17 protein-coding genes and 4 tRNA genes are annotated in these 25764 nt (G+C 63.8%); 20 read left to right on the top strand and 1 reads right to left on the bottom strand.

Annotated elements, in window-relative coordinates; all coding sequences use genetic code 11:
• Positions 1 to 10: 10 nt before the first annotated feature.
• Positions 11 to 1102, top strand: a complete 1092-nt coding sequence (gene ychF, locus OC373_RS11255) for a redox-regulated ATPase YchF (protein ID WP_019186109.1) — start codon at positions 11 to 13, stop codon at positions 1100 to 1102.
• A gap of 489 nt (positions 1103 to 1591) precedes the next feature.
• On the opposite strand, the gene OC373_RS11260 is transcribed toward ychF, so the two are convergent.
• Positions 1592 to 4339: a TonB-dependent receptor gene (locus OC373_RS11260; protein ID WP_261997710.1), complete on the bottom strand. Its 2748-nt coding sequence runs from the start codon at positions 4337 to 4339 to the stop codon at positions 1592 to 1594.
• 228 nt (positions 4340 to 4567) lie between these two features.
• Here OC373_RS11260 and OC373_RS11265 point away from each other — a divergent pair, with 228 nt between their 5' ends.
• From OC373_RS11265 to tuf (OC373_RS11355), 19 genes are all read left to right on the top strand, one after another.
• Positions 4568 to 5524 (top strand): cyanophycinase, encoded by a 957-nt coding sequence (locus tag OC373_RS11265; protein WP_261997753.1) that lies wholly within the window; start codon positions 4568 to 4570, stop codon positions 5522 to 5524.
• Positions 5525 to 5633: 109 nt separating this feature from the next.
• Positions 5634 to 6644: an isoaspartyl peptidase/L-asparaginase gene (locus OC373_RS11270; RefSeq protein ID WP_261997711.1), complete on the top strand. Its 1011-nt coding sequence runs from the start codon at positions 5634 to 5636 to the stop codon at positions 6642 to 6644.
• 138 nt (positions 6645 to 6782) lie between these two features.
• Positions 6783 to 6868: transfer RNA gene (locus OC373_RS11275), tRNA-Tyr, on the top strand.
• Positions 6869 to 6896: 28 nt separating this feature from the next.
• A tRNA-Gly gene (locus OC373_RS11280) sits at positions 6897 to 6970 on the top strand.
• Positions 6971 to 7017: 47 nt separating this feature from the next.
• Positions 7018 to 7093, top strand: a tRNA-Thr gene (locus OC373_RS11285).
• 41 nt (positions 7094 to 7134) lie between these two features.
• Positions 7135 to 8325 (top strand): elongation factor Tu, encoded by a 1191-nt coding sequence (gene tuf / locus OC373_RS11290; RefSeq protein ID WP_019186113.1) that lies wholly within the window; start codon positions 7135 to 7137, stop codon positions 8323 to 8325.
• Between the two features lie 102 nt (positions 8326 to 8427).
• A tRNA-Trp gene (locus OC373_RS11295) sits at positions 8428 to 8503 on the top strand.
• A 44-nt stretch (positions 8504 to 8547) separates the two neighbouring features.
• Positions 8548 to 8955 (top strand): preprotein translocase subunit SecE, encoded by a 408-nt coding sequence (secE, locus tag OC373_RS11300; RefSeq protein WP_019186114.1) that lies wholly within the window; start codon positions 8548 to 8550, stop codon positions 8953 to 8955.
• Positions 8956 to 8965: 10 nt separating this feature from the next.
• Positions 8966 to 9526 (top strand): transcription termination/antitermination protein NusG, encoded by a 561-nt coding sequence (nusG, locus tag OC373_RS11305; RefSeq protein WP_019186115.1) that lies wholly within the window; start codon positions 8966 to 8968, stop codon positions 9524 to 9526.
• 243 nt (positions 9527 to 9769) lie between these two features.
• Complete coding sequence (gene rplK, locus OC373_RS11310; RefSeq protein WP_019186116.1) at positions 9770 to 10198, top strand: 50S ribosomal protein L11; 429 nt, start codon at positions 9770 to 9772, stop codon at positions 10196 to 10198.
• 4 nt (positions 10199 to 10202) lie between these two features.
• Positions 10203 to 10901: a 50S ribosomal protein L1 gene (rplA, locus tag OC373_RS11315; RefSeq protein WP_019186117.1), complete on the top strand. Its 699-nt coding sequence runs from the start codon at positions 10203 to 10205 to the stop codon at positions 10899 to 10901.
• 387 nt (positions 10902 to 11288) lie between these two features.
• Complete coding sequence (gene rplJ, locus OC373_RS11320) at positions 11289 to 11822, top strand: 50S ribosomal protein L10 (protein WP_019186118.1); 534 nt, start codon at positions 11289 to 11291, stop codon at positions 11820 to 11822.
• A gap of 62 nt (positions 11823 to 11884) precedes the next feature.
• On the top strand, positions 11885 to 12253 hold the full coding sequence (gene rplL / locus OC373_RS11325) for a 50S ribosomal protein L7/L12 (protein WP_019186119.1): 369 nt from the start codon (positions 11885 to 11887) through the stop codon (positions 12251 to 12253).
• 296 nt (positions 12254 to 12549) lie between these two features.
• The gene (rpoB, locus tag OC373_RS11330; protein WP_019186120.1) at positions 12550 to 16704 is read left to right on the top strand and encodes a DNA-directed RNA polymerase subunit beta; all 4155 of its coding nucleotides are present in this window, start codon (positions 12550 to 12552) and stop codon (positions 16702 to 16704) included.
• Between the two features lie 89 nt (positions 16705 to 16793).
• A complete protein-coding gene (rpoC, locus tag OC373_RS11335; RefSeq protein WP_070426688.1) occupies positions 16794 to 21041 on the top strand; it encodes a DNA-directed RNA polymerase subunit beta' in 4248 nt (1415 codons plus the stop codon).
• Positions 21042 to 21387: 346 nt separating this feature from the next.
• Positions 21388 to 21762, top strand: a complete 375-nt coding sequence (rpsL, locus tag OC373_RS11340; protein ID WP_017356008.1) for a 30S ribosomal protein S12 — start codon at positions 21388 to 21390, stop codon at positions 21760 to 21762.
• A gap of 12 nt (positions 21763 to 21774) precedes the next feature.
• Complete coding sequence (gene rpsG, locus OC373_RS11345; protein ID WP_019186122.1) at positions 21775 to 22242, top strand: 30S ribosomal protein S7; 468 nt, start codon at positions 21775 to 21777, stop codon at positions 22240 to 22242.
• A gap of 136 nt (positions 22243 to 22378) precedes the next feature.
• Positions 22379 to 24520: an elongation factor G gene (gene fusA, locus OC373_RS11350; RefSeq protein WP_019186123.1), complete on the top strand. Its 2142-nt coding sequence runs from the start codon at positions 22379 to 22381 to the stop codon at positions 24518 to 24520.
• A gap of 53 nt (positions 24521 to 24573) precedes the next feature.
• Positions 24574 to 25764, top strand: coding sequence for an elongation factor Tu (gene tuf / locus OC373_RS11355; RefSeq protein ID WP_019186113.1), 1191 nt, complete (start codon positions 24574 to 24576; stop codon positions 25762 to 25764).

Below are 25764 nucleotides of genomic sequence, written 5' to 3' on the forward strand. Positions count from 1 at the left end.
GTTGTCAAAGATGGGTATCAAATGCGGCATCGTCGGTCTGCCCAATGTCGGCAAATCGACCCTGTTCAATGCGCTGACCAAGGCGGGCATCGCGGCGGCCAACTTCCCGTTCTGCACGATCGAACCGAACGTCGGCATCGTGCCGGTGCCCGATCCCCGTCTGAACGAGCTGGCCGCGATCATCAACCCGCAGAAGGTCATCCCGACCGCAGTGGAGTTCGTGGACATCGCCGGCCTCGTCGCCGGCGCGGCCAGCGGTGAAGGCCTGGGCAACAAGTTCCTGGCCCACATCCGCGAAGTCGATGCGATCACCCATGTGGTGCGCTGCTTCGAGAACGCCGACGTCATCCACGTCAACAACAAGGTCGACCCGCTTTCGGACATCGACACCATCGATACCGAACTGGCCCTGGCCGATCTGGACAGCGTCGAGAAGGCACTGAACCGCGCCGAGCGCGCCGCCAAGGGCGGCGACAAGGATGCGGCCGCCCGCAAGCCGGTGCTGGCCAAGCTGCAGGCCGCACTGGCCGATGGCAAGGCAGGCCGCACCGCCGGCCTGGACGAGGAAGAGAAGGCGCTGGTCCGTGACCTGTTCCTGCTGACCCTCAAGCCGGTGATGTACATCGCCAACGTGCTGGAAGACGGCTTCGAGAACAACCCGCACCTGGATGCCGTGCGCGCCCGTGCCGCCGAAGAAGGTGCGCAGGTGGTGCCGGTGTCGGCGGCGATCGAAGAAGAGCTGTCGCAACTGGATGACGAAGACCGCGATACCTTCCTGGCCGATCTCGGCCTGACCGAGCCGGGTCTGAACCGCGTGATCAACGCGGCCTACAGCCTGCTCGGCCTGCAGACCTACTTCACTGCCGGTGTGAAGGAAGTCCGCGCATGGACCGTACGCAAGGGCGCCACCGCCCCGCAGGCCGCTGCCGTGATCCACACCGACTTCGAGAAGGGCTTCATCCGCGCCGAAACCATCGCGTATGACGACTTCATCAAGTACAAGGGCGAAGCCGGTGCCAAGGAAGCCGGTCGCCTGCGCCTGGAAGGCAAGGAATACCGCGTCCAGGAAGGCGACATCCTGCACTTCCGCTTCAACGTCTGAGTCGCTCGCACGTTGATGCCCGCAACGCCCCGCCCCGCGCGGGGCGTTTGCGTTTCCGGCGCGCGTGATCCGCGCCTCTGGACGGGCTGGACAAAAAATGACCAGGCTTTGAAACGCTTGCCTGGTATGCCTCCGGCTCACTTGTCCACAACAAACTCCCACGCCTCTCCACGTACCGTGTGGAAAACCCCTGGGCGCTAGTGCCAGCCGCTGGCCGGCACCCCGTCAGACCCGCCCGCAAGCGATGTGGACAATTTCTGACCACCACTGAAAACCGTTGCAGTGCATCGCTCACCCGGGGTTTTCCACAGCAAACCCCCATCGCTTTCCACGGTGTGTGTGGAAAACCGCGATCCGCGGCTGGATAAAATATCGCCACGCCCTGAAGGCGTTGCGCGGCATGGCTCGCATGCACTTGTCCACACCAAACCCCCATGGGTTTCCACGGGGTGTGTGGAGAACACGAAGGGCGTCCCGCAGAAACCGGGCTTACAGCGCCGTACCACCAAACTTGTGCGTGTACTGCAGGTTGATCGTGCGGCCCACCGTGTCGAACCAGGAGACGTCGTAGTACGGGTACGGCGTATAGGTCGCGTCCTTCGGCGGCATCTTGTTGGCGATGTTGACCACCGACAGCGACAGGCGCGAATGATCATCGAAGCGGTACTGCAGCGACACGTTGTAACGGTACGTGGCACCGATCCAGGGGCTGTCGCCGCTGTCCGGATCGAAGCTCTGGTCGTAGCTGTCGTAAGTCGGCAGCCTGCCCAGGCGCGAGCCGTACAGCGTGGCCGACCACGCCGCGTTCTCCCAGGTCACGCTCGCACTGGTCTTGGTGCGCGGGATATCGAAACCGCTGTTGACCGCGAACTGGTCTTCGACCACATCGCCCGCGAACTGCTGGAAATCGTGCGTCTTCACCCAGGTGTGGTTGCCGCTGAAGATGAAGTCGCCGATCCCGGTGCCCAGGCGGTAGCGCAGGCCCACATCGATGCCGCGCGTGGTTTCGCGCGCGATGTTGATCGGGCTCACATGCACGCCGTAGAGGCGGCCATCGCTGGTGCGGGTGACCCGGCTGATCGCATCCACGCAGGTCGGCGACGCCGCGTCCGCGTCGCCCAGGCGGCAGGCCGCCTCGTCGCGCAGGATGGTGCTCACATCCATGTCCTGCACCTGGTTGCGCATGTCGATGTCGAACCAGTCCACCGACAAGTCCAGCCCCACCGCCGGCGACCACACAACGCCGGCACTCCACGAGGTGCTGGTTTCCGGATCCAGCCTGCGGTTGCCCTCGCGGGTGCGGATCAGGTTCTTTTCGTAGTCCGAGCAGTCATCGCCACCGTCCACCGCGCAGGTGTAATAGTCGTTGGCACTGGTTTCGTCGTTGCCCGGGCCGGCATACACGTAATGCAGGTCCGGCGCGCGGAAGGCGGTGCCGTAGGAGCCGCGCACCAGCAGGGTCTCGATCGGGCGCCATTCCAGGCCACCGCTCCAGGTCGCCTTGCCGATGGTGTTGCCCGAGTAGCGGTACTGGTCGAAGCGGCCGGCCACGCTGAGGTTGAACGTGTCGTGCAGCGGCAGGCGCAGCTCGGTCGCGGTCGCCCAGCGGTTGCGGCTGCCGTGGCCGTCCGAGTCCTTCCAGCTGTAGTAGTAGTACTGCGTCGCCAGCGGGTCCGGATTCAGCGCGTAGGACTGGTTGCCGAACTCGGCCGTCGCCGCGAAGCCGGCCTTGCCGCCCGGCAGCTCGAACAGCTCGCCGTTGGTCAGGGTCAGCGCGGCGGTATCGGTGCGCGACTTCGGCGTATAGGTGGTGCGCGCGGCGATCGAGTCGTACTCGCTGCGGCTCAGCGGCCGGTACAGGCGCGCCGGGTCGGCGTTGAACACCGGGAACACGTTGTCATCGTCATCGGTGTACTCGCCCAGCTGCTCGCCCAGGAACAGGGCATTGGCCCTGGCGGCGATGATCTGCGGCCAGCGGATGCGGGACTGGTACTGCGAGTGGCTCAACGAGGCCTCGTATTCCCAGTCCGCGCCGAGCGCGCCCTTGAAGCCCGTGGTCACGCTGAAGGTCTTCTGCGTGCTGCGCACCATGCCGTTGTTGAGCCCGCCCATTTCTTCCGGGGAGAACTGGCGCTGCCAGAACTCCACCTGGTCGGTGGCCTGGTTGTAGAAGTAGCCGTCCTCGTTGCCATCGGCAGCCATGCGGCCCCACTGGGTCACATCGCGCATCAGCGCCAGGTCGTGGTAGCCCATCTGCACATCGGCGAACCATTCGGCGCCATTGTCGAAGGCATAGCGCAGCGAGGCGTAGCCGTTGGCGCCGCGGCGCTTGCTGAGGATCGTGCCGTAGCCGATCGACCGGTCGCTGCCGCAGTAGAAGCCGTAGCGCGCACGCTCGGCGTACCGGGTGCTGCCGTTGTTCTGGCCGGCCAGCGCATCGCAGGTGGCCTGGCCCGGATCAAGGTAGTCGTCGTTGTAGTCGGTGCGCAGGTAGGCGCGGCGCGCGGCGCGGGCGCTCTCGGTGGGCGCGTCGAGGGTGGAATCCTGCTGGCTGCGCTCATACGCCCACAACGGCGTCTGCGACTGCAGTTCCAGGCTGTAGACCGCGCTGAAACGGCCCGCATCGAAACCGCTGGCGATGCTCATGTCGAAGGACTCACCGCCACCTTCGCTGGTGGTGCCCATGCGCATGTCCACCGTGGTGCCATCGACCTGCTTCTTCAGGATGAAGTTGACCACCCCGGCGATCGCGTCCGAGCCGTAGATCGCCGAGGCGCTGCCGGTCAGCACTTCGATGCGCTCGATCATCCCGATCGGGATGTTGGAGACATCGGTGAAGTTGCTGCGGCCCTGGAACGGCATCGGGAAATCGGCGATGCGGCGGCCGTTGACCAGCACCAGCGTGTGGTTGGGGCCGAGGCCGCGCAGGTCGACCTGCTGCGCGCCGGGCGAGAAATCAGCGCCGCTGGAGGACTGCTGGCTCTGGGTCTCACCGCCGTTCTGGGTCATCGACCGCAGCACGTCGGGCACGCTGGTGAAGCCGCTGGCCTGGATCTGCTCGGCGGTGATGACGGTCACGGGCGCCGGCCCTTCTACCTGCGCGCGTGGAATGCGCGAGCCGGTGACCTGCACCGTATCCAGTTGCTGCACCCCGGGGGCGGGCGTCTGGGCACCCGCGGTCGCGGCCACACCCATCAACGCCAGCTGGATCGACCACGCCATCGCCTGTTTACGCATGAGAATTCTCGAGAAGAAAGTGTCGGCCTCGAGGGAGGCCTGTCCCCCATTCACATTTCGCGAATGGACGGCGCGCATTTAACGCCTTTTTTACGGGGTTGACCACTGCCAGTTTCTCTGGCAAAGAGTGGAAGCGCTTACACCCTCGTTTCATTCAGGGAGGTCAACGTGCACAAGGGTTTCCGGCCGCTCCACGCCTTCCTGTCGCTGCTGCTGGCAGCGCTCTCGATGCCCGGCCACGCGCAGGGGGTGCGCAGCCTGCAGGAGCCGGGCTATCGCTATTACGAGATAGGTGCGGTGGGCGCGCGCCGGGCAGCCCGCACCGAGCCGGCGATGATGCTGATGGGCGGCGGCGAGTGGGTGCCCGCCGCCTTCCAATGGTGGCTGGGGCGCGCCGGCCATGGCCGGGTGGTGATCCTGCGCGCCTCCGGCGCCGATGAGTTGCAGAACCGCCTGTACCGGGACGTCGGCGGGGCGGTCTCGGTCCAGACCCTGGTGTTCAACAGCCGGCGTGCAGCCGATGACCCCGCGGTGCTGGGCGTGATCGCCGCCGCCGATGCGATCTTCATCGCCGGCGGCGACCAGTCGCGCTATATCCGTTTCTGGAAAGGCACGGCGGTGAACGAGGCACTCAACGCACATGTACGTGCTGGCCGGCCGATCGCCGGCACCAGCGCCGGGCTCGCCATACTGGGCGGCTACAGCTATGGCGCGCTGGATGGTGGCAGCGTCACCTCCCGTCGTGCCCTGCGCGACCCCATGGGCAGCGCGGTGACCCTGGACAGTGATTTCCTGGCCATGCCGTACCTGGCCAACGTGGTCACCGATACCCATTTCGGCAAGCGCGACCGGCTCGGGCGCCTGATCGTGTTCGTGGCCCGGGCGGCACAGCGCAGCGGGCAGCAGGACATGGTCGGCCTGGGCGTGGATGAGGACACCGCGCTGTGCGTGGAGGCGGACGGCACCGGCCAGGTGTTCAGTCGGGACGGCGGCTACGCCTGGCTGGTGATGCCGCAGCGCGCCGCCGATCGCCTGCGCGGCGGCAGCCCGCTGGAGTTCCGCGCCATTCCGGTGACCGGGGTGGGGGAGGGCAGCCGCCTGCATCTGGATGGCTTCCGGGTGGACGATGCCGCCTTCCGGATGACGGCCGATATCCGGGAAGGCCGCCTGCAGTTGCACCCGTAGATCCACGCACGCCAGGGGCTGTGCGGGCGCTGTCGCGTGCGGGTCACGCGCGCGGGTGATCCGTGGCGCATGCCATGATGCAGGCACCTCCGATCCGAGTGCGTTGCCCATGTCCCGTCCACGCGCATTGCTGCTGTCCCTGTGTCTGCTGAGCCCGTTTGTCCATGCCGCCGAACCGGTGCTGGTCATCCATGGCGGCGCCGGCGTGGAGCGCACGGATCTCTCGCCGGCCGAGGAAAAGGCGGCGCGCGCGGCCCTGCAGCACGCCCTGGTGAAGGGGCATGCCGCCCTGGCCGCCGGGAAGCCGGCACTGGAGGCCGTGACCGCGGCGATCACCGTGCTCGAGGACGACCCCACCTTCAATGCAGGAAGGGGCGCGGTGTTCACCCACGATGGCCGCAACGAACTGGATGCCTCGCTGATGGATGGCGCCACCCTCAAGGCCGGCGCGGTGGCCGGCGTGCAGCGCGTGCGCAACCCGATCCTGCTGGCCGAGGCCGTGATGCAGCATTCCCCGCACGTGATGATGGTCGGGCAGGGCGCCGAAGCCTTCGCCACGGGCCAGGGCATTACCCTGGTGGACCCGTCGTACTTCCGCACCGACAAGCGCTGGCAGCAGCTGCAGAAGGCCCTCAAGGAAGAAGCCAGCGGCCAGGCCCATGCGGATCTGGAAACGGCGCGCCACTTCGGCACGGTGGGTGCGGTCGCACTCGACAAGGACGGCAGGCTCGCTGCAGGAACCTCCACCGGTGGCATGACGAACAAGCGCTACGGGCGTGTCGGCGATTCGCCGATCATCGGTGCCGGCACCTATGCCGATGCCGGTTGTGCGGTATCGGGCACGGGCTGGGGCGAGTACTACATCCGCACTGCGGCCGCGCACGATATCTGCGCGCGCATGCGCTACCTCAAGCAGGGCCCGGAGGAGGCGGGACGCGCGGTGATCAACGAGCGCATTCCCGCGCTCGGGGGCGATGGCGGTGCGATCGTGCTCGCGGCCGACGGCCGCGTGGCGACACCGTTCAACACGCAGGGCATGTATCGCGGCTGGATCGGCGCCGATGGCGTGCCGCATGTGGCGATCTTCGCCAGCGAAACCCTGCCGTTACCGGGCCAATAGCCTGTCCCGGCAAGGCAATTCGAAATTCGTGTGAAAAAATTCAAAAAGGTTGTTGACAGAACCCCCGTTTATCCCCAAAATTCACGGCTCTTCCACCCCACACCGAAAACGCTTCGGCGCCACGGGACAGGGTGGTAAGGAGGGATACCCAAGCGGCCAACGGGGGCAGACTGTAAATCTGCTGGCTTACGCCTTCGGTGGTTCGAATCCACCTCCCTCCACCAGTTTCATGTTGTGGCAAGAGCTTCCGATGCGGGAGTAGTTCAATGGTAGAACCTCAGCCTTCCAAGCTGATGGTGCGGGTTCGATCCCCGTCTCCCGCTCCATTGAATGAATTTGAATATATTCAAATTCGTGCCATAATACAAAACTCGCTCACGTAGCTCAGTCGGTAGAGCACCTCCTTGGTAAGGAGGAGGTCGAAGGTTCGATTCCTTTCGTGAGCACCATCTAAGTGCTACCAATTCAGACGATTTCGAGATAAGCAGCCATGGCCAAGGGTAAGTTCGAGCGCACCAAGCCGCACGTCAATGTCGGCACCATCGGTCACGTTGACCACGGCAAGACCACGCTGACCGCCGCACTGACCAAGATCGGTGCCGAGCGCTTTGGCGGTGAGTTCAAGGACTACTCCGCGATCGACGCCGCGCCGGAAGAAAAGGCACGTGGCATCACGATCTCGACCGCGCACGTCGAATACGAATCCACCGTTCGTCACTACGCCCACGTCGATTGCCCGGGCCATGCTGACTACGTCAAGAACATGATCACCGGTGCTGCCCAGATGGACGGCGCGATCCTGGTCTGCTCCGCTGCTGACGGCCCGATGCCGCAGACCCGCGAGCACATCCTGCTGTCGCGTCAGGTCGGCGTGCCGTACATCGTCGTCTTCCTGAACAAGGCAGACATGGTCGATGACGCCGAGCTGCTGGAACTGGTCGAAATGGAAGTCCGCGAGCTGCTGAGCAAGTACGACTTCCCGGGCGACGACACCCCGATCATCTCGGGTTCGGCCCGCCTGGCGCTGGAAGGCGACCAGAGCGAGATCGGCGTGCCGGCCGTGATCAAGCTGGTCGAAGCTCTCGACAGCTGGATCCCGACCCCGGAGCGTGACGTCGACAAGCCCTTCCTGATGCCGGTGGAAGACGTGTTCTCGATCTCGGGCCGCGGCACCGTGGTGACCGGTCGTATCGAGCGCGGCGTGATCAAGGTCGGCGAAGAAATCGAAATCGTCGGTATCCGTCCGGTCCAGAAGACCACCGTGACCGGCGTGGAAATGTTCCGCAAGCTGCTGGACCAGGGTCAGGCAGGTGACAACGCCGGTCTGCTGCTGCGCGGCACCAAGCGTGACGACGTCGAGCGTGGCCAGGTTCTGGCCAAGCCGGGTTCGATCAAGCCGCACACCAAGTTCGACGCCGAAGTCTACGTCCTGTCCAAGGACGAAGGCGGCCGCCACACCCCGTTCTTCAAGGGCTACCGTCCGCAGTTCTACTTCCGTACCACCGACATCACCGGCGCTTGCGAACTGCCGGAAGGTGTGGAAATGGTGATGCCGGGCGACAACGTGAAGATGGTTGTCACCCTGATCAACCCGGTGGCCATGGACGAAGGCCTGCGCTTCGCCATCCGTGAAGGCGGTCGTACCGTCGGCGCCGGCGTGGTCTCCAAGATCCTCGAGTAACAGCGTTATACCGGCGGTTGCATTGCGCTGCCGGTCTCGCGAGTGGCGGGCCGGGAACCTCGGTCCGCCTTCGCCGTCTTAGGGAAGGCAAGTTTTTTCAGTACGCCAGTAGCTCAATTGGCAGAGCAGCGGTCTCCAAAACCGCAGGTTGGGGGTTCGAGTCCCTCCTGGCGTGCCACTTCTCCCTTCCAGCGGCTATGCCGCCACAGCAGCCAGAGCCGGATGAACAGCAAGATCGAGCATTCCAAAGACAACGCCTCCACTGGAGGTGACATCGTCAAGTACGCCGCCGCAGCGATCCTCGTGCTGGCGGGTCTTTTTGCTTGGTATTGGTTCGGTGCTCCTGAGCACGCCTCACAGAGTGCATGGGCCGGTCCGCTTCGCGGCCTGGCCGTTGTCGTTGGCCTGGTGGCCGGCCTCGGCGTGTTCCTGCTGACCGGCAAGGGTCGCGACACGCGGGAATTCCTTTCCGAATCGCGTTTCGAACTGCGCAAGGTGGTCTGGCCGACGCGCCAGGAAGCCATTCGCATGACCTGGGTGGTGATCGTCGTGGTGATCATCCTCAGCCTGCTGCTGGGCGGATTTGACTTCGTGATTCAGAAATTGACCCAGTGGTTCCTGGGTCGATAAGGAGAAACCAGTGAAGCGTTGGTACGTCGTTCACGCCTATTCGGGCTTCGAAAAGTCGGTGGCGCAGGCTCTGCGCGATCGCATCGTGCGTGACGAGATGCAGGAGCGCTTCGGTGACGTCCTGGTCCCGACCGAGGAAGTGGTTGAAATGCGCGCCGGCCAGAAGCGCCGTTCCGAGCGCAAGTTCTTCCCGGGTTACGTGCTGGTCCAGATCGAGACCCACGAAGAAAACGGCATTCCGCGCATCGACAACGAAAGCTGGCACCTTGTGAAGGATACGTCCAAGGTGATGGGCTTCATCGGCGGCACCGCCGACCGTCCGTTGCCGATCCGTGACGAGGAGGCTGCCGCCATCCTGGACCGCGTTCAGGAAGGTGTCGAAAAGCCGCGTCCGAAGGTGCTGTTCGAGCCGGGCCAGATGGTCCGCGTCACCGAAGGCCCGTTCAACGATTTCAACGGCGTGGTCGAGGAAGTCAACTACGAGAAGAGCCGTCTGCGCGTCTCGGTGCTGATCTTCGGTCGTGCCACCCCGGTCGAGCTCGAGTTCGGCCAGGTCGAAAAGGCCGTCTGAGCCTGAGGGCAGTGGGTTCCGGGCGGCCGCCCGGAGCCTGAACAGCCCGGTACCCTCTGCCATGCGGCAGGGGAAGAAAAAACCTGATATAGTGCGCGGCTTCCTGCCAGGAAGCTGGCAAAAAGCAAGGGCCGCCGCAAGGTGGCCTTCTGCGTGAATTCAAAACGCGATGCCGGGACGCGTGATTCCCGGTCCGATGGGGAGCCTGTTGTCGCAAGGCGCTAGCACCCGGAGAGCATACTCATGGCAAAGAAAGTTGTCGGTTATATCAAGCTGCAGGTGAAGGCCGGTCAGGCCAACCCCTCGCCGCCGGTCGGTCCTGCGCTGGGTCAGCGTGGCCTGAACATCATGGAATTCTGCAAGGCCTTCAATGCCGCCACGCAGAAGCTGGAGCCGGGTCTGCCGGTGCCGGTCATCATCACGGCCTACTCGGACCGTACCTTCACCTTCATCACCAAGAGCACCCCGGCTGCCGTGCTGCTCAAGAAGGCTGCAGGCATCTCGTCGGGCTCCAAGCGTCCGAACACCGAGAAGGTGGGCAAGGTGACCCGCAAGCAGCTCGAAGAGATCGCCAAGACCAAGGAAGCAGACCTGACGGCTGCCGATCTGGATGCCGCGGTGCGCACCATCGCCGGTTCTGCCCGTTCCATGGGCCTCGTGGTAGAGGGTTAAGAAGATGGCACAGACCAAGCGTGAGAAGGCCATCAAGGCCGCCGTCGTCCCGGGCAAGGCATATGCCTTCGAGGACGCCATCAAGATCCTGAAGACCGCTACCAAGGCCAAGTTCGTCGAGTCCTTCGACGTTGCTGTGCGCCTGGGCGTGGACGCCAAGAAGTCCGACCAGCAGGTGCGCGGTTCCACCGTGCTGCCGGCCGGTACCGGCAAGAGCGTGCGCGTTGCCGTCTTCGCTCCGGCCGGTGCCAAGGCTGACGAAGCCCTGGCCGCTGGCGCCGAAGCCGTTGGTATGGACGATCTGGCCGAGAAGATGCAGGCCGGCGATCTGAACTACGACGTCGTCATCGCGACCCCGGATGCCATGCGCGTCGTGGGTAAGCTGGGCACCGTGCTCGGCCCGCGCGGCCTGATGCCGAACCCGAAGGTCGGCACCGTCTCGGCCAACCCGGGCGAAGCCGTCAAGAATGCCAAGTCGGGTCAGGTGCGTTACCGCACCGACAAGGCCGGCATCATCCATTGCACCATCGGCAAGGCCGACTTCGCCGAAGACGCGCTGAAGTCGAACCTGCAGGCGCTGCTGATGGACCTGATCAAGGCCAAGCCGGCCACCTCGAAGGGCACCTACCTGCAGAAGGTTTCGGTCAGCTCGACGATGGGCCCGGGCGTCACTGTCGACCAGTCGTCGCTGTCGCTGAAGTAATCGTTTCAAGCGGGTACCGGGCTCCGGTCCGGTATCCGCGATATTTGAAGGCAATCCGAGTGGGGTCCGCCCCGCGGAGATAGCCGTCAAAGACCGCAGGCGCGGTCAGTACATACCGGCGACGGGCAGGGATGCTCGCATTGGCAGGGAGTCGCCGCCGGCGCAGTACCGAACGCTTAATCGATTCCCCCGGGAATCACCCTGCGTAGATGGTGCCCTTCTGGAGTTTTTCTGGTTTACGCACGTCTGGGTTCTCCCAGGTTGGCCATCCAGGTCTAGAACGGCCCACCCTTGGAACATCACCTGATGTTCCCGGCGTCCAGGACGGATGCCGCCCAGGACCGCACACGGCAGGAGCCGTAAGCGGAGTTCAATTGGAGGAGTGCAATGGCTCTCAATCTGTCCCAGAAGCAAGAAGTAGTCGCCGAGCTGGCAGACGTCGCCGCCAAGGCTCACTCCTTGATCGCAGCCGAATACGCTGGCACCACGGTCTCCCAGATGACCGCGATGCGCAAGCAGGCACGCGAAACCGGCGTTTTCTTGAAAGTTGTCAAGAACACGCTGGCGGCACGTGCAGTGGAAGGTACCGAATACGAATGCGCCAAAGACGCACTCGTCGGTCCGCTGCTGTACGCGTTCTCGCTCGAGGAGCCCGGCGCAGCCGGTCGCCTGATCAAGGATTTTGCCAAGACCAACGACAAGCTGCAGGCAAAAGTCGTGGCCATCGGCGGGGAACTGTTCCCGGCCGGTCATGTCGACGTGCTGGCCTCGCTGCCGACCCGTGATCAGGCCCTGGCCATGCTGGCCCGCGTCCTGTCCGAGCCGGCTGCCATGTTCGCCCGCGCCGTCAAGGCCGTGGCCGACAAGCAGGATGGCGGTGAAACCGCTGACGCTGCCGAGCCGGTCGCCGAAACCGCCTGAGTCGACGTTTCCGTGGTTCCGAACGGAACCTCAACCCAGAAAATTATCCAAAGGTAATCAAAATGTCCCTTACCAACGAACAGATCGTCGACGCCATCGCCGAGAAGTCCCTGATGGAAGTGATGGAGCTGGTCAAGGCCATCGAAGAGAAGTTCGGCGTCTCCGCCGCTGCTCCGGTCGCCGCAGCTGCTGCTGCTGGCCCGGCTGCCGCTGTTGAAGAGCAGACCGAATTCGACGTCATCCTGAAGTCGGCCGGCGACAAGAAGGTCGAAGTCATCAAGGCTGTCCGCGCCATCACCGGCCTGGGCCTGAAGGAAGCGAAGGATCTGGCAGAAGCCGGCGGCATGATCAAGGAAGCCGCTTCGAAGGACGACGCTGCCAAGTTCAAGAAGGACCTGGAAGCTGCTGGCGCGACTGTCGAAGTCAAGTAAGCAGTTCCTTGCCTCGCCATCGAAACACGGCGATGCAGCCAAGGCTGGGGGCGTAAGCCCCCGGCCTTTGGTCGTTTCACGCAACACCCGAAGTACGAGCCCAACACGGGCTGCGGTCATCCCCCGTCACAGCGGCGCACAAGCGCGCGGGCAGGGGAGTGGATGCAGACGAGTTGGCAGTTGGAAGTAGCGGGAGAAGGCGTGCTGGTGCCGGCAATACCAGCGACTTCCAACTGACAATTTCAGTTTCCCCTCGGGTCGTGGACGCACGATCCGCACAGCCAAGGTGATACCTCATGACGTCTTATTCGTTCACCGAAAAGAAGCGTATCCGCAAGGATTTCGGCAAGCAGCGCTCGATCCTCGAAGTGCCGTTCCTGCTTGCCATCCAGGTCGATTCCTACCGTGAATTCCTGCAGGAAAACGTCGATCCGGCCAAGCGCACGGACCACGGCCTGCATGCGGCCCTGAAGTCGGTGTTCCCGATTTCCAGCTACAGCGGCAATGCCGCCCTGGAATACGTCGGCTACAAGCTCGGCGACCCGGTGTTCGACGAGCGCGAGTGCCGCCAGCGTGGCATGAGCTACGGCGCGCCGCTGCGCGTGACCGTGCGCCTGGTGATCTACGACCGCGAGTCGTCGACCAAGGCCATCAAGTACGTGAAGGAGCAGGAAGTCTATCTCGGCGAAATCCCGCTGATGACCGACAACGGCACCTTCATCGTGAACGGTACCGAGCGCGTGATCGTCTCGCAGCTGCACCGTTCGCCGGGCGTGTTCTTCGACCACGACCGTGGCAAGACCCACAGCTCGGGCAAGCTGCTGTACAGCGCCCGCATCATCCCGTACCGCGGCTCCTGGCTGGACTTCGAGTTCGATCCGAAGGACGCCCTGTTCACCCGTATCGATCGTCGCCGCAAGCTGCCGGTGTCGATCCTGCTGCGTGCGCTGGGTTACAGCAACGAAGAGATGCTGGCCGAGTTCTTCGAGATCAACACGTTCCACATCAACCCCGATGAAGGCGTGCAGCTGGAGCTGGTCTCCGAGCGCCTGCGTGGCGAGACCCTGAACTTCGACCTGGCCGACGGTGACAAGGTCATCGTGGAAGCGGGCAAGCGCATCACCGCGCGCCACGTCAAGCAGTTGGAAGCCTCGGGCATCGCTGCCCTGGCCGTGCCGGACGAGTACATGGTCGGCCGCATCCTGTCGCACGACGTGGTCGATGCGAACACCGGCGAACTGCTGGCCCAGGCCAACGACGAAATCACCGACGAGCAGCTGCAGGCCTTCCGCAAGGCCGGCGTGGATGCCGTGGGCACCCTGTGGGTGAACGATCTGGATCGTGGCCCGTACCTGTCCAACACCCTGCGCATCGATCCGACCAAGACCCAGCTCGAAGCCCTGGTCGAGATCTACCGCATGATGCGGCCGGGCGAGCCGCCGACCAAGGACGCCGCGCAGAACCTGTTCCACAACCTGTTCTTCACCTTCGAGCGCTACGACCTGTCCACGGTCGGCCGCATGAAGTTCAACCGTCGTGTCGGCCGCAAGGAAGTCACCGGCGAAGCCGTGCTGTACGACCGCAAGTACTTCGGTGAGCGCAACGACGAAGAGTCCAAGCGCCTGGTCGCCGAGCACGCCGACACCTCCGACATCCTGGACGTGATCAAGGTCCTGACCGAGATCCGCAACGGTCGCGGCGTGGTCGATGACATCGATCACCTGGGCAACCGTCGCGTGCGTTCGGTCGGTGAAATGGCCGAGAACGTGTTCCGCGTGGGCCTGGTCCGCGTCGAGCGCGCGGTCAAGGAACGCCTGTCGATGGCCGAATCCGAAGGCCTGACCCCGCAGGAACTGATCAATGCCAAGCCGGTCGCTGCGGCCATCAAGGAGTTCTTCGGCTCCTCGCAGCTGTCCCAGTTCATGGATCAGAACAACCCGCTGTCGGAAGTGACGCACAAGCGTCGCGTCTCGGCCCTGGGCCCGGGCGGCCTGACCCGCGAACGCGCCGGCTTCGAAGTGCGCGACGTGCACCCGACCCATTACGGCCGCGTCTGCACCATCGAAACGCCGGAAGGCCCGAACATCGGCCTGATCAACTCGCTGGCCGTGTACGCCCGCACCAACCAGTACGGCTTCCTCGAGACCCCGTACCGCAAGGTTGCCGACGGCAAGGTCTCCGACGAGATCGAATTCCTGTCGGCCATCGAAGAAAACGAGTACGTCATCGCCCAGGCCAACGCCCTGACCGATGCCAAGAGCATGCTCACCGAGCAGTTCGTGCCGTGCCGCTTCCAGGGTGAGTCGCTGCTCAAGCCGCCGGCGGAAGTCCACTTCATGGACGTCTCGCCGATGCAGACCGTGTCGATCGCTGCCGCGCTCGTCCCGTTCCTGGAGCACGATGACGCCAACCGCGCACTGATGGGCGCCAACATGCAGCGTCAGGCCGTGCCGACCCTGCGTGCCCAGAAGCCGCTGGTGGGTACCGGTATCGAACGCGCCGTGGCCCGTGACTCGGGTGTGACCGTGAACGCCCGTCGTGGCGGCGAGATCGTGCAGATCGACGCCGGCCGCATCGTGGTCAAGGTCAACGAAGTGGAGATCACCGACGCGACCGACGCCGGCGTGGATATCTACAACCTGATCAAGTACACCCGCTCCAACCAGAACACCTGCATCAACCAGCGTCCGCTGGTGGAAGTGGGCAACGTGGTGGCGCGTGGCGACGTGCTGGCTGACGGTCCGTCCACCGACATCGGCGAACTGGCCCTGGGCCAGAACATGCTGATCGCCTTCATGCCGTGGAACGGCTACAACTTCGAAGACTCCATCCTGCTTTCCGAGCGCGTGGTGGAAGAGGATCGCTACACCACGATCCACATCGAAGAGCTGACCTGCGTTGCGCGTGACACCAAGCTGGGGCCGGAGGAAATCTCCGCCGACATCCCGAACGTCTCCGAGCAGGCCCTGAACCGCCTGGACGAGAGCGGCGTGGTGTACATCGGTGCCGAAGTCCGCGCCGGCGACATCATGGTCGGCAAGGTCACCCCGAAGGGCGAAAGCCAGCTGACCCCGGAAGAGAAGCTGCTGCGTGCGATCTTCGGCGAGAAGGCCTCGGACGTGAAGGACAGCTCGCTGCGCGTGCCGCCGGGCATGGACGGCACCGTCATCGACGTGCAGGTCTTCACCCGCGATGGCATCGAGAAGGACAAGCGCGCCCGTCAGATCGAAGAGTCTGAAATCAAGCGCGTCAAGAAGGACTTCGACGACCAGTTCCGCATCCTGGAAGGCGCCATCTACGCCCGTCTGCGTTCGCAGATCGTGGGCAAGGTGGTCAACGGCGGTGCCAACCTGAAGAAGGGCGACACCGTTACCGACGCCTACCTGGACGGCCTGAAGAAGGCTGACTGGTTCGTGCTGCGCATGAAGGACGAGGACGCCTCCGAAGCCATCGAACGCGCCCAGAAGCAGATCCAGGCGCACGAGAAGGAATTCGAGCGTCGCTTCGCCGACAAGCGCGGCAAGATCACCGCGGGCGACGATCTGGCCCCGGGCGTGCTGAAGATGGTCAAGGTGTTCCTGGCCGTGAAGCGTCGCATCCAGCCGGGTGACAAGATGGCAGGCCGCCACGGCAACAAGGGTGTGGTCTCCAACGTGGTGCCGGTCGAAGACATGCCGTACATGGCCTCGGGCGAAACCGTGGACATCGTGCTGAACCCGCTGGGCGTGCCGTCGCGTATGAACATCGGCCAGATTCTGGAAGTGCATCTGGGCTGGGCCGCCAAGGGCCTGGGTCGCAAGATCCAGGGCATGCTGGAAGCCCAGGCCGCGATCAACGACCTGCGCAAGTTCCTGGACGACGTCTACAACCACGACAAGACCCAGCACGCCAACCACGTCGACCTGACCCAGTTCAGCGACGAGGAGCTGCTGCGCCTGGCCACCAACCTGACCGACGGCGTGCCGATGGCAACGCCGGTGTTCGACGGTGCGACGGAAGCCGAGATCAAGCACATGCTTGCCCTGGCCGACCTGCCGCTGAGCGGCCAGACCCAGCTGTATGACGGCCGCACCGGTGAGGCATTCGATCGCCACACCACCGTGGGCTACATGCACTACCTGAAGCTGAACCACCTGGTCGACGACAAGATGCACGCCCGTTCGACCGGCCCGTACTCGCTCGTCACCCAGCAGCCGCTGGGCGGCAAGGCGCAGTTCGGTGGCCAGCGCTTCGGTGAAATGGAAGTCTGGGCGCTGGAAGCCTACGGCGCGGCCTACACCCTGCAGGAAATGCTGACGGTGAAGTCCGATGACGTGCAGGGCCGCAACCAGATGTACAAGAACATCGTCGACGGTGAGCACGAGATGGTCGCGGGCATGCCGGAATCCTTCAACGTGCTCGTGAAGGAAATCCGCTCGCTGGCCATCAACATGGAACTGGACGGCAACTGATCGCGCAGGCGCGGCTGCCCCGGCAGCCGCGCCGCCACATCTGAACCGACAGCCCCATCGACAAGATTTCCTCCTTTTGGAGAAACACCATGAAAGACTTGCTCAACCTCTTCAACCAGCAGCGTCAGACGCTGGACTTCGACGCGATCAAGATCGCGCTGGCCTCGCCGGACCTGATCCGTTCGTGGTCCTTCGGCGAAGTGAAGAAGCCGGAAACCATCAACTACCGTACGTTCAAGCCGGAACGTGACGGCCTGTTCTGCGCCGCCATCTTCGGACCGGTCAAGGACTACGAGTGCCTGTGCGGCAAGTACAAGCGCATGAAGCATCGCGGCGTGGTCTGCGAAAAGTGCGGCACCGAAGTCACCCTGGCCAAGGTGCGCCGCGAGCGCATGGGTCACATCGACCTGGCCTCGCCGGTCGCGCACATCTGGTTCCTCAAGTCGCTGCCGTCGCGCATCGGCCTGATGCTGGACATGACCCTGCGTGACATCGAGCGCGTGCTGTACTTCGAAGCCTACGTGGTGACCGAGCCGGGCCTGACCGCCCTGGAACGCCGCCAGCTGCTGACCGAAGAACAGTACCTGCAGGCCCGCCAGGAACACGGCGACGACTTCGATGCCGCCATGGGCGCCGAGGCCGTGTACGAACTGCTGCGCACCATCGACCTGCAGTCGGAAATGACCCGCCTGCGCGAAGAAATCGCCAGCACTGGTTCGGAAACCAAGCTCAAGCGACTGACCAAGCGCATCAAGCTGGTCGAGGCCTTCCTCGAGTCGGGCAACCGTCCGGAGTGGATGGTCATGACCGTGCTGCCGGTGCTGCCGCCGGACCTGCGTCCGCTGGTGCCGCTGGACGGTGGCCGCTTCGCGACCTCCGATCTGAACGATCTGTACCGCCGCGTCATCAACCGCAACAACCGCCTGCGCCGCCTGCTCGAGCTGAACGCGCCGGACATCATCGTGCGCAATGAAAAGCGCATGCTGCAGGAATCGGTCGATGCGCTGCTGGACAACGGCCGTCGCGGCCGTGCCATCACCGGCACCAACAAGCGCCCGCTCAAGTCGCTGGCCGACATGATCAAGGGCAAGCAGGGCCGCTTCCGCCAGAACCTGCTGGGCAAGCGCGTGGACTACTCGGGCCGTTCGGTCATCGTGGTCGGTCCGTACCTGCGCCTGCACCAGTGCGGCCTGCCGAAGAAGATGGCGCTTGAGCTGTTCAAGCCGTTCGTGTTCGCCAAGCTGCAGCGTCGTGGCCTGGCCACCACCATCAAGGCCGCCAAGAAGCTGGTCGAGCGCGAAGAAGCCGAAGTCTGGGACATCCTGGAAGAGGTCATCCGCGAACATCCGGTGATGCTGAACCGTGCGCCGACCCTGCATCGTCTGGGCATCCAGGCCTTCGAGCCGGTCCTGATCGAAGGCAAGGCCATCCAGCTGCACCCGCTGGTCTGCACCGCGTTCAACGCCGACTTCGACGGTGACCAGATGGCCGTCCACGTGCCGCTCTCGCTGGAAGCCCAGCTGGAAGCGCGTGCACTGATGATGTCCACCAACAACATCCTGTCGCCGGCCAACGGCGAGCCGATCATCGTGCCGTCGCAGGACGTCGTGCTGGGTCTGTACTACATGACCCGCTCGCTGGTGAACAAGAAGGGCGAGGGCATGGCCTTCGCCAACATCGCCGAAGTCAAGCGCGCCTACGACAACCGCGTGGTGGAACTGCACGCACGCGTCAAGGTCCGCATCACCGAAGTGGTGACCGACGAGGAAGGCAACAAGCAGAACAAGACCTCGATCGTGGACACCACGATCGGTCGCGCCCTGCTGGCTGAAATCCTGCCGGAAGGCCTGCCGTTCGCGCTGGCCAACACCGAGCTGACCAAGAAGAACATCAGCCGCCTGATCAACTCCAGCTACCGTCAGCTGGGCTTGAAGGACACGGTCGTGTTCGCCGATAAGCTGATGTACACCGGCTTCGCCTACGCAACCCGCGCGGGCGTGTCGATCGGCATCGACGACATGCTGATCCCGGACGAGAAGCGCGGCATCCTCACCGAGGCCGAAGCCGAAGTGCTGGAAATCCAGGAGCAGTACCAGTCGGGCCTGGTCACCGCCGGCGAGCGCTACAACAAGGTGGTCGACATCTGGTCGCGCACCAATGAACGCATCGCCAAGGCGATGATGGACACCATCGGTACCGAGAAGGTGGTCAATGCCGAAGGCGAGACCATCGACCAGAAGTCGATGAACTCGCTGTACATCATGGCCGACTCCGGTGCGCGTGGTTCGCAGGCGCAGATCCGTCAGCTGGCCGGTATGCGCGGCCTGATGGCGCGTCCGGATGGCTCGATCATCGAAACGCCCATCAAGGCGAACTTCCGTGAAGGCCTGAACGTGCAGGAGTACTTCAACTCCACCCACGGTGCCCGTAAGGGTCTGGCCGATACCGCGCTGAAGACGGCGAACTCGGGTTACCTGACCCGTCGTCTGGTCGACGTGGCGCAGGACGTGGTCATCACCGAAGTGGATTGCGGTACCACCGAAGGCCTGACCATGACCCCGATCGTGGAAGGCGGCGACGTCGTGGAGCCGTTGAAGGACCGCGTGCTGGGTCGTGTCGTGGCCGAGGACGTGTTCCTGCCGGGCAACGACGAAGATCCGATCGTGACCCGCAACACCCTGCTCGACGAGCAGTGGGTGGCCAAGCTGGAAGACGCCTCGGTGCAGTCGGTCAAGGTCCGTTCGACCATCAGCTGCGCCTCGCCGTTCGGCGTCTGCGCACACTGCTACGGTCGCGATCTGGCCCGTGGCCACATCGTCAACATCGGCGAAGCGGTCGGCGTCATCGCCGCGCAGTCGATCGGTGAGCCGGGTACCCAGCTGACCATGCGTACGTTCCACATCGGTGGTGCGGCGTCGCGAGCTGCTGCGGTCGACAACATCACCGTCAAGACCACCGGTTCGGTGAAGTTCAACAACCTGAAGTCGGTCGAGCACGCCAGCGGTTCGCTGGTGGCGGTCTCGCGTTCGGGTGAAATGTCGGTGCTCGATGCCCACGGCCGTGAGCGTGAGCGTTACAAGCTGCCGTACGGTGCGACCATCACGTCCAAGGACGGCGATGCGGTCAAGGCTGGCCAGACCGTGGCCAACTGGGACCCGCATAACCACCCGATCGTGTCGGAAGTGGCCGGTTTCATCCGCTTCATCGACTTCATCGACGGCGTCACCGTCATCGAGAAGACCGACGAACTGACCGGCCTGGCATCGCGTGAAATCACCGATCCGAAGCGTCGTGGTTCGCAGGCCAAGGATCTGCGCCCGATCGTCCGCATCGTGGACAAGAACGGCAACGATCTGACCATCCCGAACACGGATCTGCCGGCCCAGTACCTGCTGCCGCCGCGCTCGATCGTCAACCTGCAGGACGGCGCCGCCGTCGGCGTGGGTGACGTGGTCGCCAAGATCCCGCAGGAAGCGTCCAAGACCCGTGACATCACCGGTGGTCTGCCGCGCGTGGCCGATCTGTTCGAAGCGCGCAAGCCGAAGGATCCGGCGATCCTGGCCGAGCGTTCGGGCATCATCAGCTTCGGCAAGGACACCAAGGGCAAGCAGCGCCTGATCATCAAGGACACCGATGGTTCGGAACACGAAGAGCTGATCCCGAAGTACCGTCAGGTGATCGTCTTCGAAGGCGAGCACGTGACCAAGGGCGAAACCATCGTGGACGGCGAGCCGAGCCCGCAGGACATCCTGCGTCTGCTGGGTGTCGAACCGCTGGCGGCCTACCTGGTCAAGGAAATCCAGGACGTGTACCGCCTGCAGGGCGTGAAGATCAACGACAAGCACATCGAGGTGATCACCCGCCAGATGCTGCGCAAGGTCGAGATCACCGACCAGGGCACCAGCAAGTTCCTGAATGGCGAGCAGGCCGAGCGCCAGCGCGTCATCGAGGAAAATGCCCGCCTGGCCGCTCGCAACGAGCTGCCGGCCCGTTTCGATCCGGTCCTGCTGGGTATCACCAAGGCATCGCTGGCGACCGAATCGTTCATCTCGGCGGCGTCGTTCCAGGAAACCACCCGCGTGCTGACCGAAGCGGCCGTTCGCGGCACCTCGGACAACCTGCGCGGCCTGAAGGAAAACGTCATCGTCGGCCGTCTGATCCCGGCCGGTACGGGCCTGGCTTACCACGCCAACCGTCGTCGCAACGCCTCCGGGCTGACCGACTCGGAAATGCAGACCCTGTCCGGCAGCGCGCCGGCCGTGGCTGAGGTGGCCCCTGTGGCCGCCGTGGCGGTGGAATCGACCGACGCCGACCAGGCGCCGGGCAGCGACGAGTAATACGCAGGCCCGGCTCCGGCCGGGCCCGCGGCAGGGCAGGGCGCCGACTCCGGTCGGTGGCCCTCCCGGCAAATCAGCAGGCAGCGGCCACTGGTCGTCCGCCTGCCGATGAGGTAGGATGCCCGCCGGTCTTTCAACGGACCGGCTTGACAACCTGAACGGGGGGCATGGAAAAGGCTCCCCTGTAACGGCCCGGGATCAGGGCTGGCTTGGCGCGTGCGCATTTGACTGCGTTTTCGCCGGGTTGCTACAATCGTCTGTCTCAGCAGGCCGGTCTTTCGCCTGCTCGCACATTTCCGCATTCATGGCCAGTCTTTTCATTGGCCTCTCTCAGAAGAACATACTGATGGCGACGATCAATCAGCTTGTCCGCAAGCCGCGGCAGGCAACCACTTATAAGAGTGCCTCCCCGGCCCTCGATAAGTGCCCCCAGCGCCGTGGCGTCTGCACGCGCGTGTACACCACCACTCCGAAGAAGCCGAACTCGGCGCTTCGCAAGGTTGCCAAGGTTCGCCTGACCAACCAGGAAGAAGTGATTAGCTACATCGGCGGCGAAGGCCACAACCTGCAGGAGCACTCCGTGGTCCTGATCCGTGGCGGTCGCGTCAAGGATCTGCCGGGTGTGCGTTACCACACCGTGCGTGGCTCGCTGGACGCCTCCGGCGTTGCCAAGCGTCGCCAGGGCCGTTCCAAGTACGGCGCCAAGCGTCCGAAGAGCTAAGGGAAAGTACACATGTCTCGTAAAGGTAATACGCCGCAGCGCTCTGTCCTGCCGGATCCGAAGCACGGAAGTGAAACCATCGCTCGTTTCATCAACATGGTGATGCTGAGCGGCAAGAAGTCGGTCGCTGAAAAGATCGTCTACGGTGCCATGGACGTGATCGGCGAAAAGAACCCGAATTCCGTCGAGCTGGTTCAGAAGGCTCTGGAAAACGTGGCTCCGTCGGTCGAAGTCAAGTCCCGCCGCGTCGGTGGTGCCACCTACCAGGTGCCGGTCGAAGTGCGTTCCTCGCGCAAGATGGCACTGGCGATGCGTTGGCTGATCGACTCGGCGCGCAAGCGTGGTGAGAACACCATGCCGAAGAAGCTGGCTGCCGAACTGCTGGACGCCTCGGAAAATCGTGGTGGCGCCATCAAGAAGCGCGAAGAAACCCACCGCATGGCCGAAGCCAACAAGGCCTTCGCGCACTACCGCTGGTGAGTTTGACGGCCTTGCAAAACAGGCACGGCAGCACCATCTAGGTGCTGCCCCGCGGCACCTGGGGTGCCGCGCCAATCCGAAGGCCGCCGAAAGGCGGCGTTCGGCCATCCGAATTCCAAGAAATTGAGAGGCTCCCGTGGCCCGCACCACTCCCATCGAGCGTTACCGCAATTTCGGCATCATGGCCCACATCGATGCCGGCAAGACCACCACGTCCGAGCGCATCCTGTTCTACACCGGCAAGAGCCACAAGATCGGTGAAGTGCACGACGGCGCTGCCACCATGGACTGGATGGAGCAGGAGCAGGAGCGTGGCATCACGATCCAGTCCGCTGCCACCACCGCGTTCTGGAAGGGCATGGACAAGTCCCTGCCGGAGCACCGCTTCAACATCATCGACACCCCCGGGCACGTCGACTTCACCATCGAAGTGGAGCGCTCGCTGCGCGTGCTCGACGGTGCCGTCTTCGTGCTGTGCGCCGTCGGTGGCGTGCAGCCGCAGTCGGAAACCGTGTGGCGCCAGGCCAACCGTTACAAGGTGCCGCGCATCGCGTTCGTCAACAAGATGGACCGCACCGGCGCGAACTTCACCAAGGTCGTTGGCCAGCTGAAGGCCAAGCTGGGTGCTGTCGCCGTCCCGATGCAGCTGCCGATCGGCGCCGAAGACAACTTCAAGGGCGTGGTCGACCTCATCAAGATGAAGGCCATCCATTGGGATGAAGCCTCGCAGGGCATGAAGTTCGAGTACCTGGAGATCCCGGCGGACATGCAGGCGGAGGCCGAAGAGGCCCGCACCTACATGATCGAAGCTGCGGCTGAAGCCAGCGAAGAGCTGATGGAAAAGTACCTGGGCGGCGAAGAGCTGACCGAGGCCGAAATCGTCGAAGCCCTGCGCGTGCGCACCCTGGCCACCGACATCGTGCCGATGTACTGCGGCTCGGCGTTCAAGAACAAGGGCGTGCAGGCCATGCTGGACGGCGTGGTGCAGCTGCTGCCGTCGCCGATCGACGTGCCGGACGTGACCGGTACCGACGTCGACGATGAAACCGTTGCGCTGAGCCGCAAGTCCGATGACAAGGCGCCGTTCTCGGCCCTGGCCTTCAAGATCATCACCGACCCGTTCGTCGGCGCGCTGACCTTCTTCCGTGTCTACTCGGGCACGCTGAACGCCGGCGACCAGCTGCTGAACTCGGTGAAGGGCAAGAAGGAGCGCATCGGCCGCATCCTGCAGATGCACTCCAACGATCGCGAAGAAATCAAGGAAGTGCTGGCCGGTGACATCGCCGCGGCGGTGGGTCTGAAGGACACCACCACCGGCGACACCCTGTGCTCGCAGGACCATCCGATCATCCTGGAGCGCATGGTGTTCCCGGAGCCGGTGATCTCGATGGCCGTCGAACCGAAGACCAAGTCCGACCAGGAAAAGATGGGTCTGGCCCTGGGCCGTCTGGCGCAGGAAGATCCGTCGTTCCGCGTCAAGACCGACGAAGAATCCGGCCAGACCATCATCTCGGGCATGGGCGAGCTGCACCTGGACATCATCGTTGACCGCATGAAGCGCGAGTTCAACGTTGAAGCCAACGTCGGCAAGCCGCAGGTGGCCTACCGCGAAACCATCCAGGCCGCGGACGTCAAGTCGGACTACAAGCACGCCAAGCAGTCCGGTGGTAAGGGTCAGTACGGTCACGTCGTGATCGAGCTGTCGCCGATCACCGCCGAAGATCGCGCCGACCCGAAGATCGGGCCGCTGATCAAGGACGACTTCCTGTTCATCAACGACATCACCGGTGGCGTGATTCCGAAGGAATTCATTCCGTCGATCGAAAAGGGTCTGCGCGAAACCATCACCAGCGGTCCGCTGGCGGGCTTCCCGGTCGTGGACGTCAAGGTCAAGCTGGTGTTCGGCTCGTACCACGACGTCGACTCCTCGGAAATGGCGTTCAAGCTGGCCGCCTCGATGGCCTTCAAGCAGGGCTTCTCCAAGGCCAAGCCGGTCCTGCTGGAGCCGATCATGAAGGTCGAGATCGTGACCCCGAGCGATTACCAGGGTGACGTGATGGGCGACGTGAGCCGTCGTCGCGGCATGCTGCAGGGTTCGAGCGTGACCGGTGACGGTTCGGCTGAAATCATCAATGCGATGATTCCGCTGGGTGAAATGTTCGGCTACGCGACCTCGCTGCGTTCGCAGACCCAGGGTCGTGCAACGTTCACGATGGAATTCGACCATTACGAGCCGGCTCCGTCGAACATCGCCGAAGCCGTGGTCAAGAAGTCCTGAGCATAAGCTCAGGACTCCACCTCATTCTTTTCTGATATCCAAGGTATACAACAATGGCAAAGGGTAAGTTCGAGCGCACCAAGCCGCACGTCAACGTCGGCACCATCGGTCACGTCGATCACGGCAAGACCACGCTGACCGCTGCACTGACCAAGATCGGTGCCGAGCGCTTCGGTGGCGAATTCAAGGATTACTCCGCGATCGACGCCGCGCCGGAAGAAAAGGCACGTGGCATCACGATCTCGACCGCGCACGTCGAATACGAATCCACCGTTCGTCACTACGCCCACGTCGATTGCCCGGGCCATGCTGACTACGTCAAGAACATGATCACCGGTGCTGCCCAGATGGACGGCGCGATCCTGGTCTGCTCCGCTGCTGACGGCCCGATGCCGCAGACCCGCGAGCACATCCTGCTGTCGCGTCAGGTCGGCGTGCCGTACATCGTCGTCTTCCTGAACAAGGCAGACATGGTCGATGACGCCGAGCTGCTGGAACTGGTCGAAATGGAAGTCCGCGAGCTGCTGAGCAAGTACGACTTCCCGGGCGACGACACCCCGATCATCTCGGGTTCGGCCCGCCTGGCGCTGGAAGGCGACCAGAGCGAGATCGGCGTGCCGGCCGTGATCAAGTTGGTCGAAGCTCTCGACAGCTGGATCCCGACCCCGGAGCGTGACGTCGACAAGCCCTTCCTGATGCCGGTGGAAGACGTGTTCTCGATCTCGGGCCGCGGCACCGTGGTGACCGGTCGTATCGAGCGCGGCGTGATCAAGGTCGGCGAAGAAATCGAAATCGTCGGTATCCGTCCGGTCCAGAAGACCACCGTGACCGGCGTGGAAATGTTCCGCAAGCTGCTGGACCAGGGTCAGGCAGGTGACAACGCCGGTCTGCTGCTGCGCGGCACCAAGCGTGACGACGTCGAGCGTGGCCAGGTCCTGGCCAAGCCGGGTTCGATCAAGCCGCACACCAAGTTCGACGCCGAAGTCTACGTCCTGTCCAAGGACGAAGGCGGCCGCCACACCCCGTTCTTCAAGGGCTACCGTCCGCAGTTCTACTTCCGTACCACCGACATCACCGGCGCTTGCGAACTGCCGGAAGGTGTGGAAATGGTGATGCCGGGCGACAACGTGAAGATGGTTGTCACCCTGATCAACCCGGTGGCCATGGACGAAGGCCTGCGCTTCGCCATCCGTGAAGGCGGTCGTACCGTCGGCGCCGGCGTGGTCTCCAAGATCCTCGAGTAA

Origin of the sequence: Stenotrophomonas sp. Ste96, from assembly GCF_024519495.1 — a bacterium.
Classification (GTDB): Bacteria; Pseudomonadota; Gammaproteobacteria; order Xanthomonadales; family Xanthomonadaceae; genus Stenotrophomonas; species Stenotrophomonas bentonitica_A.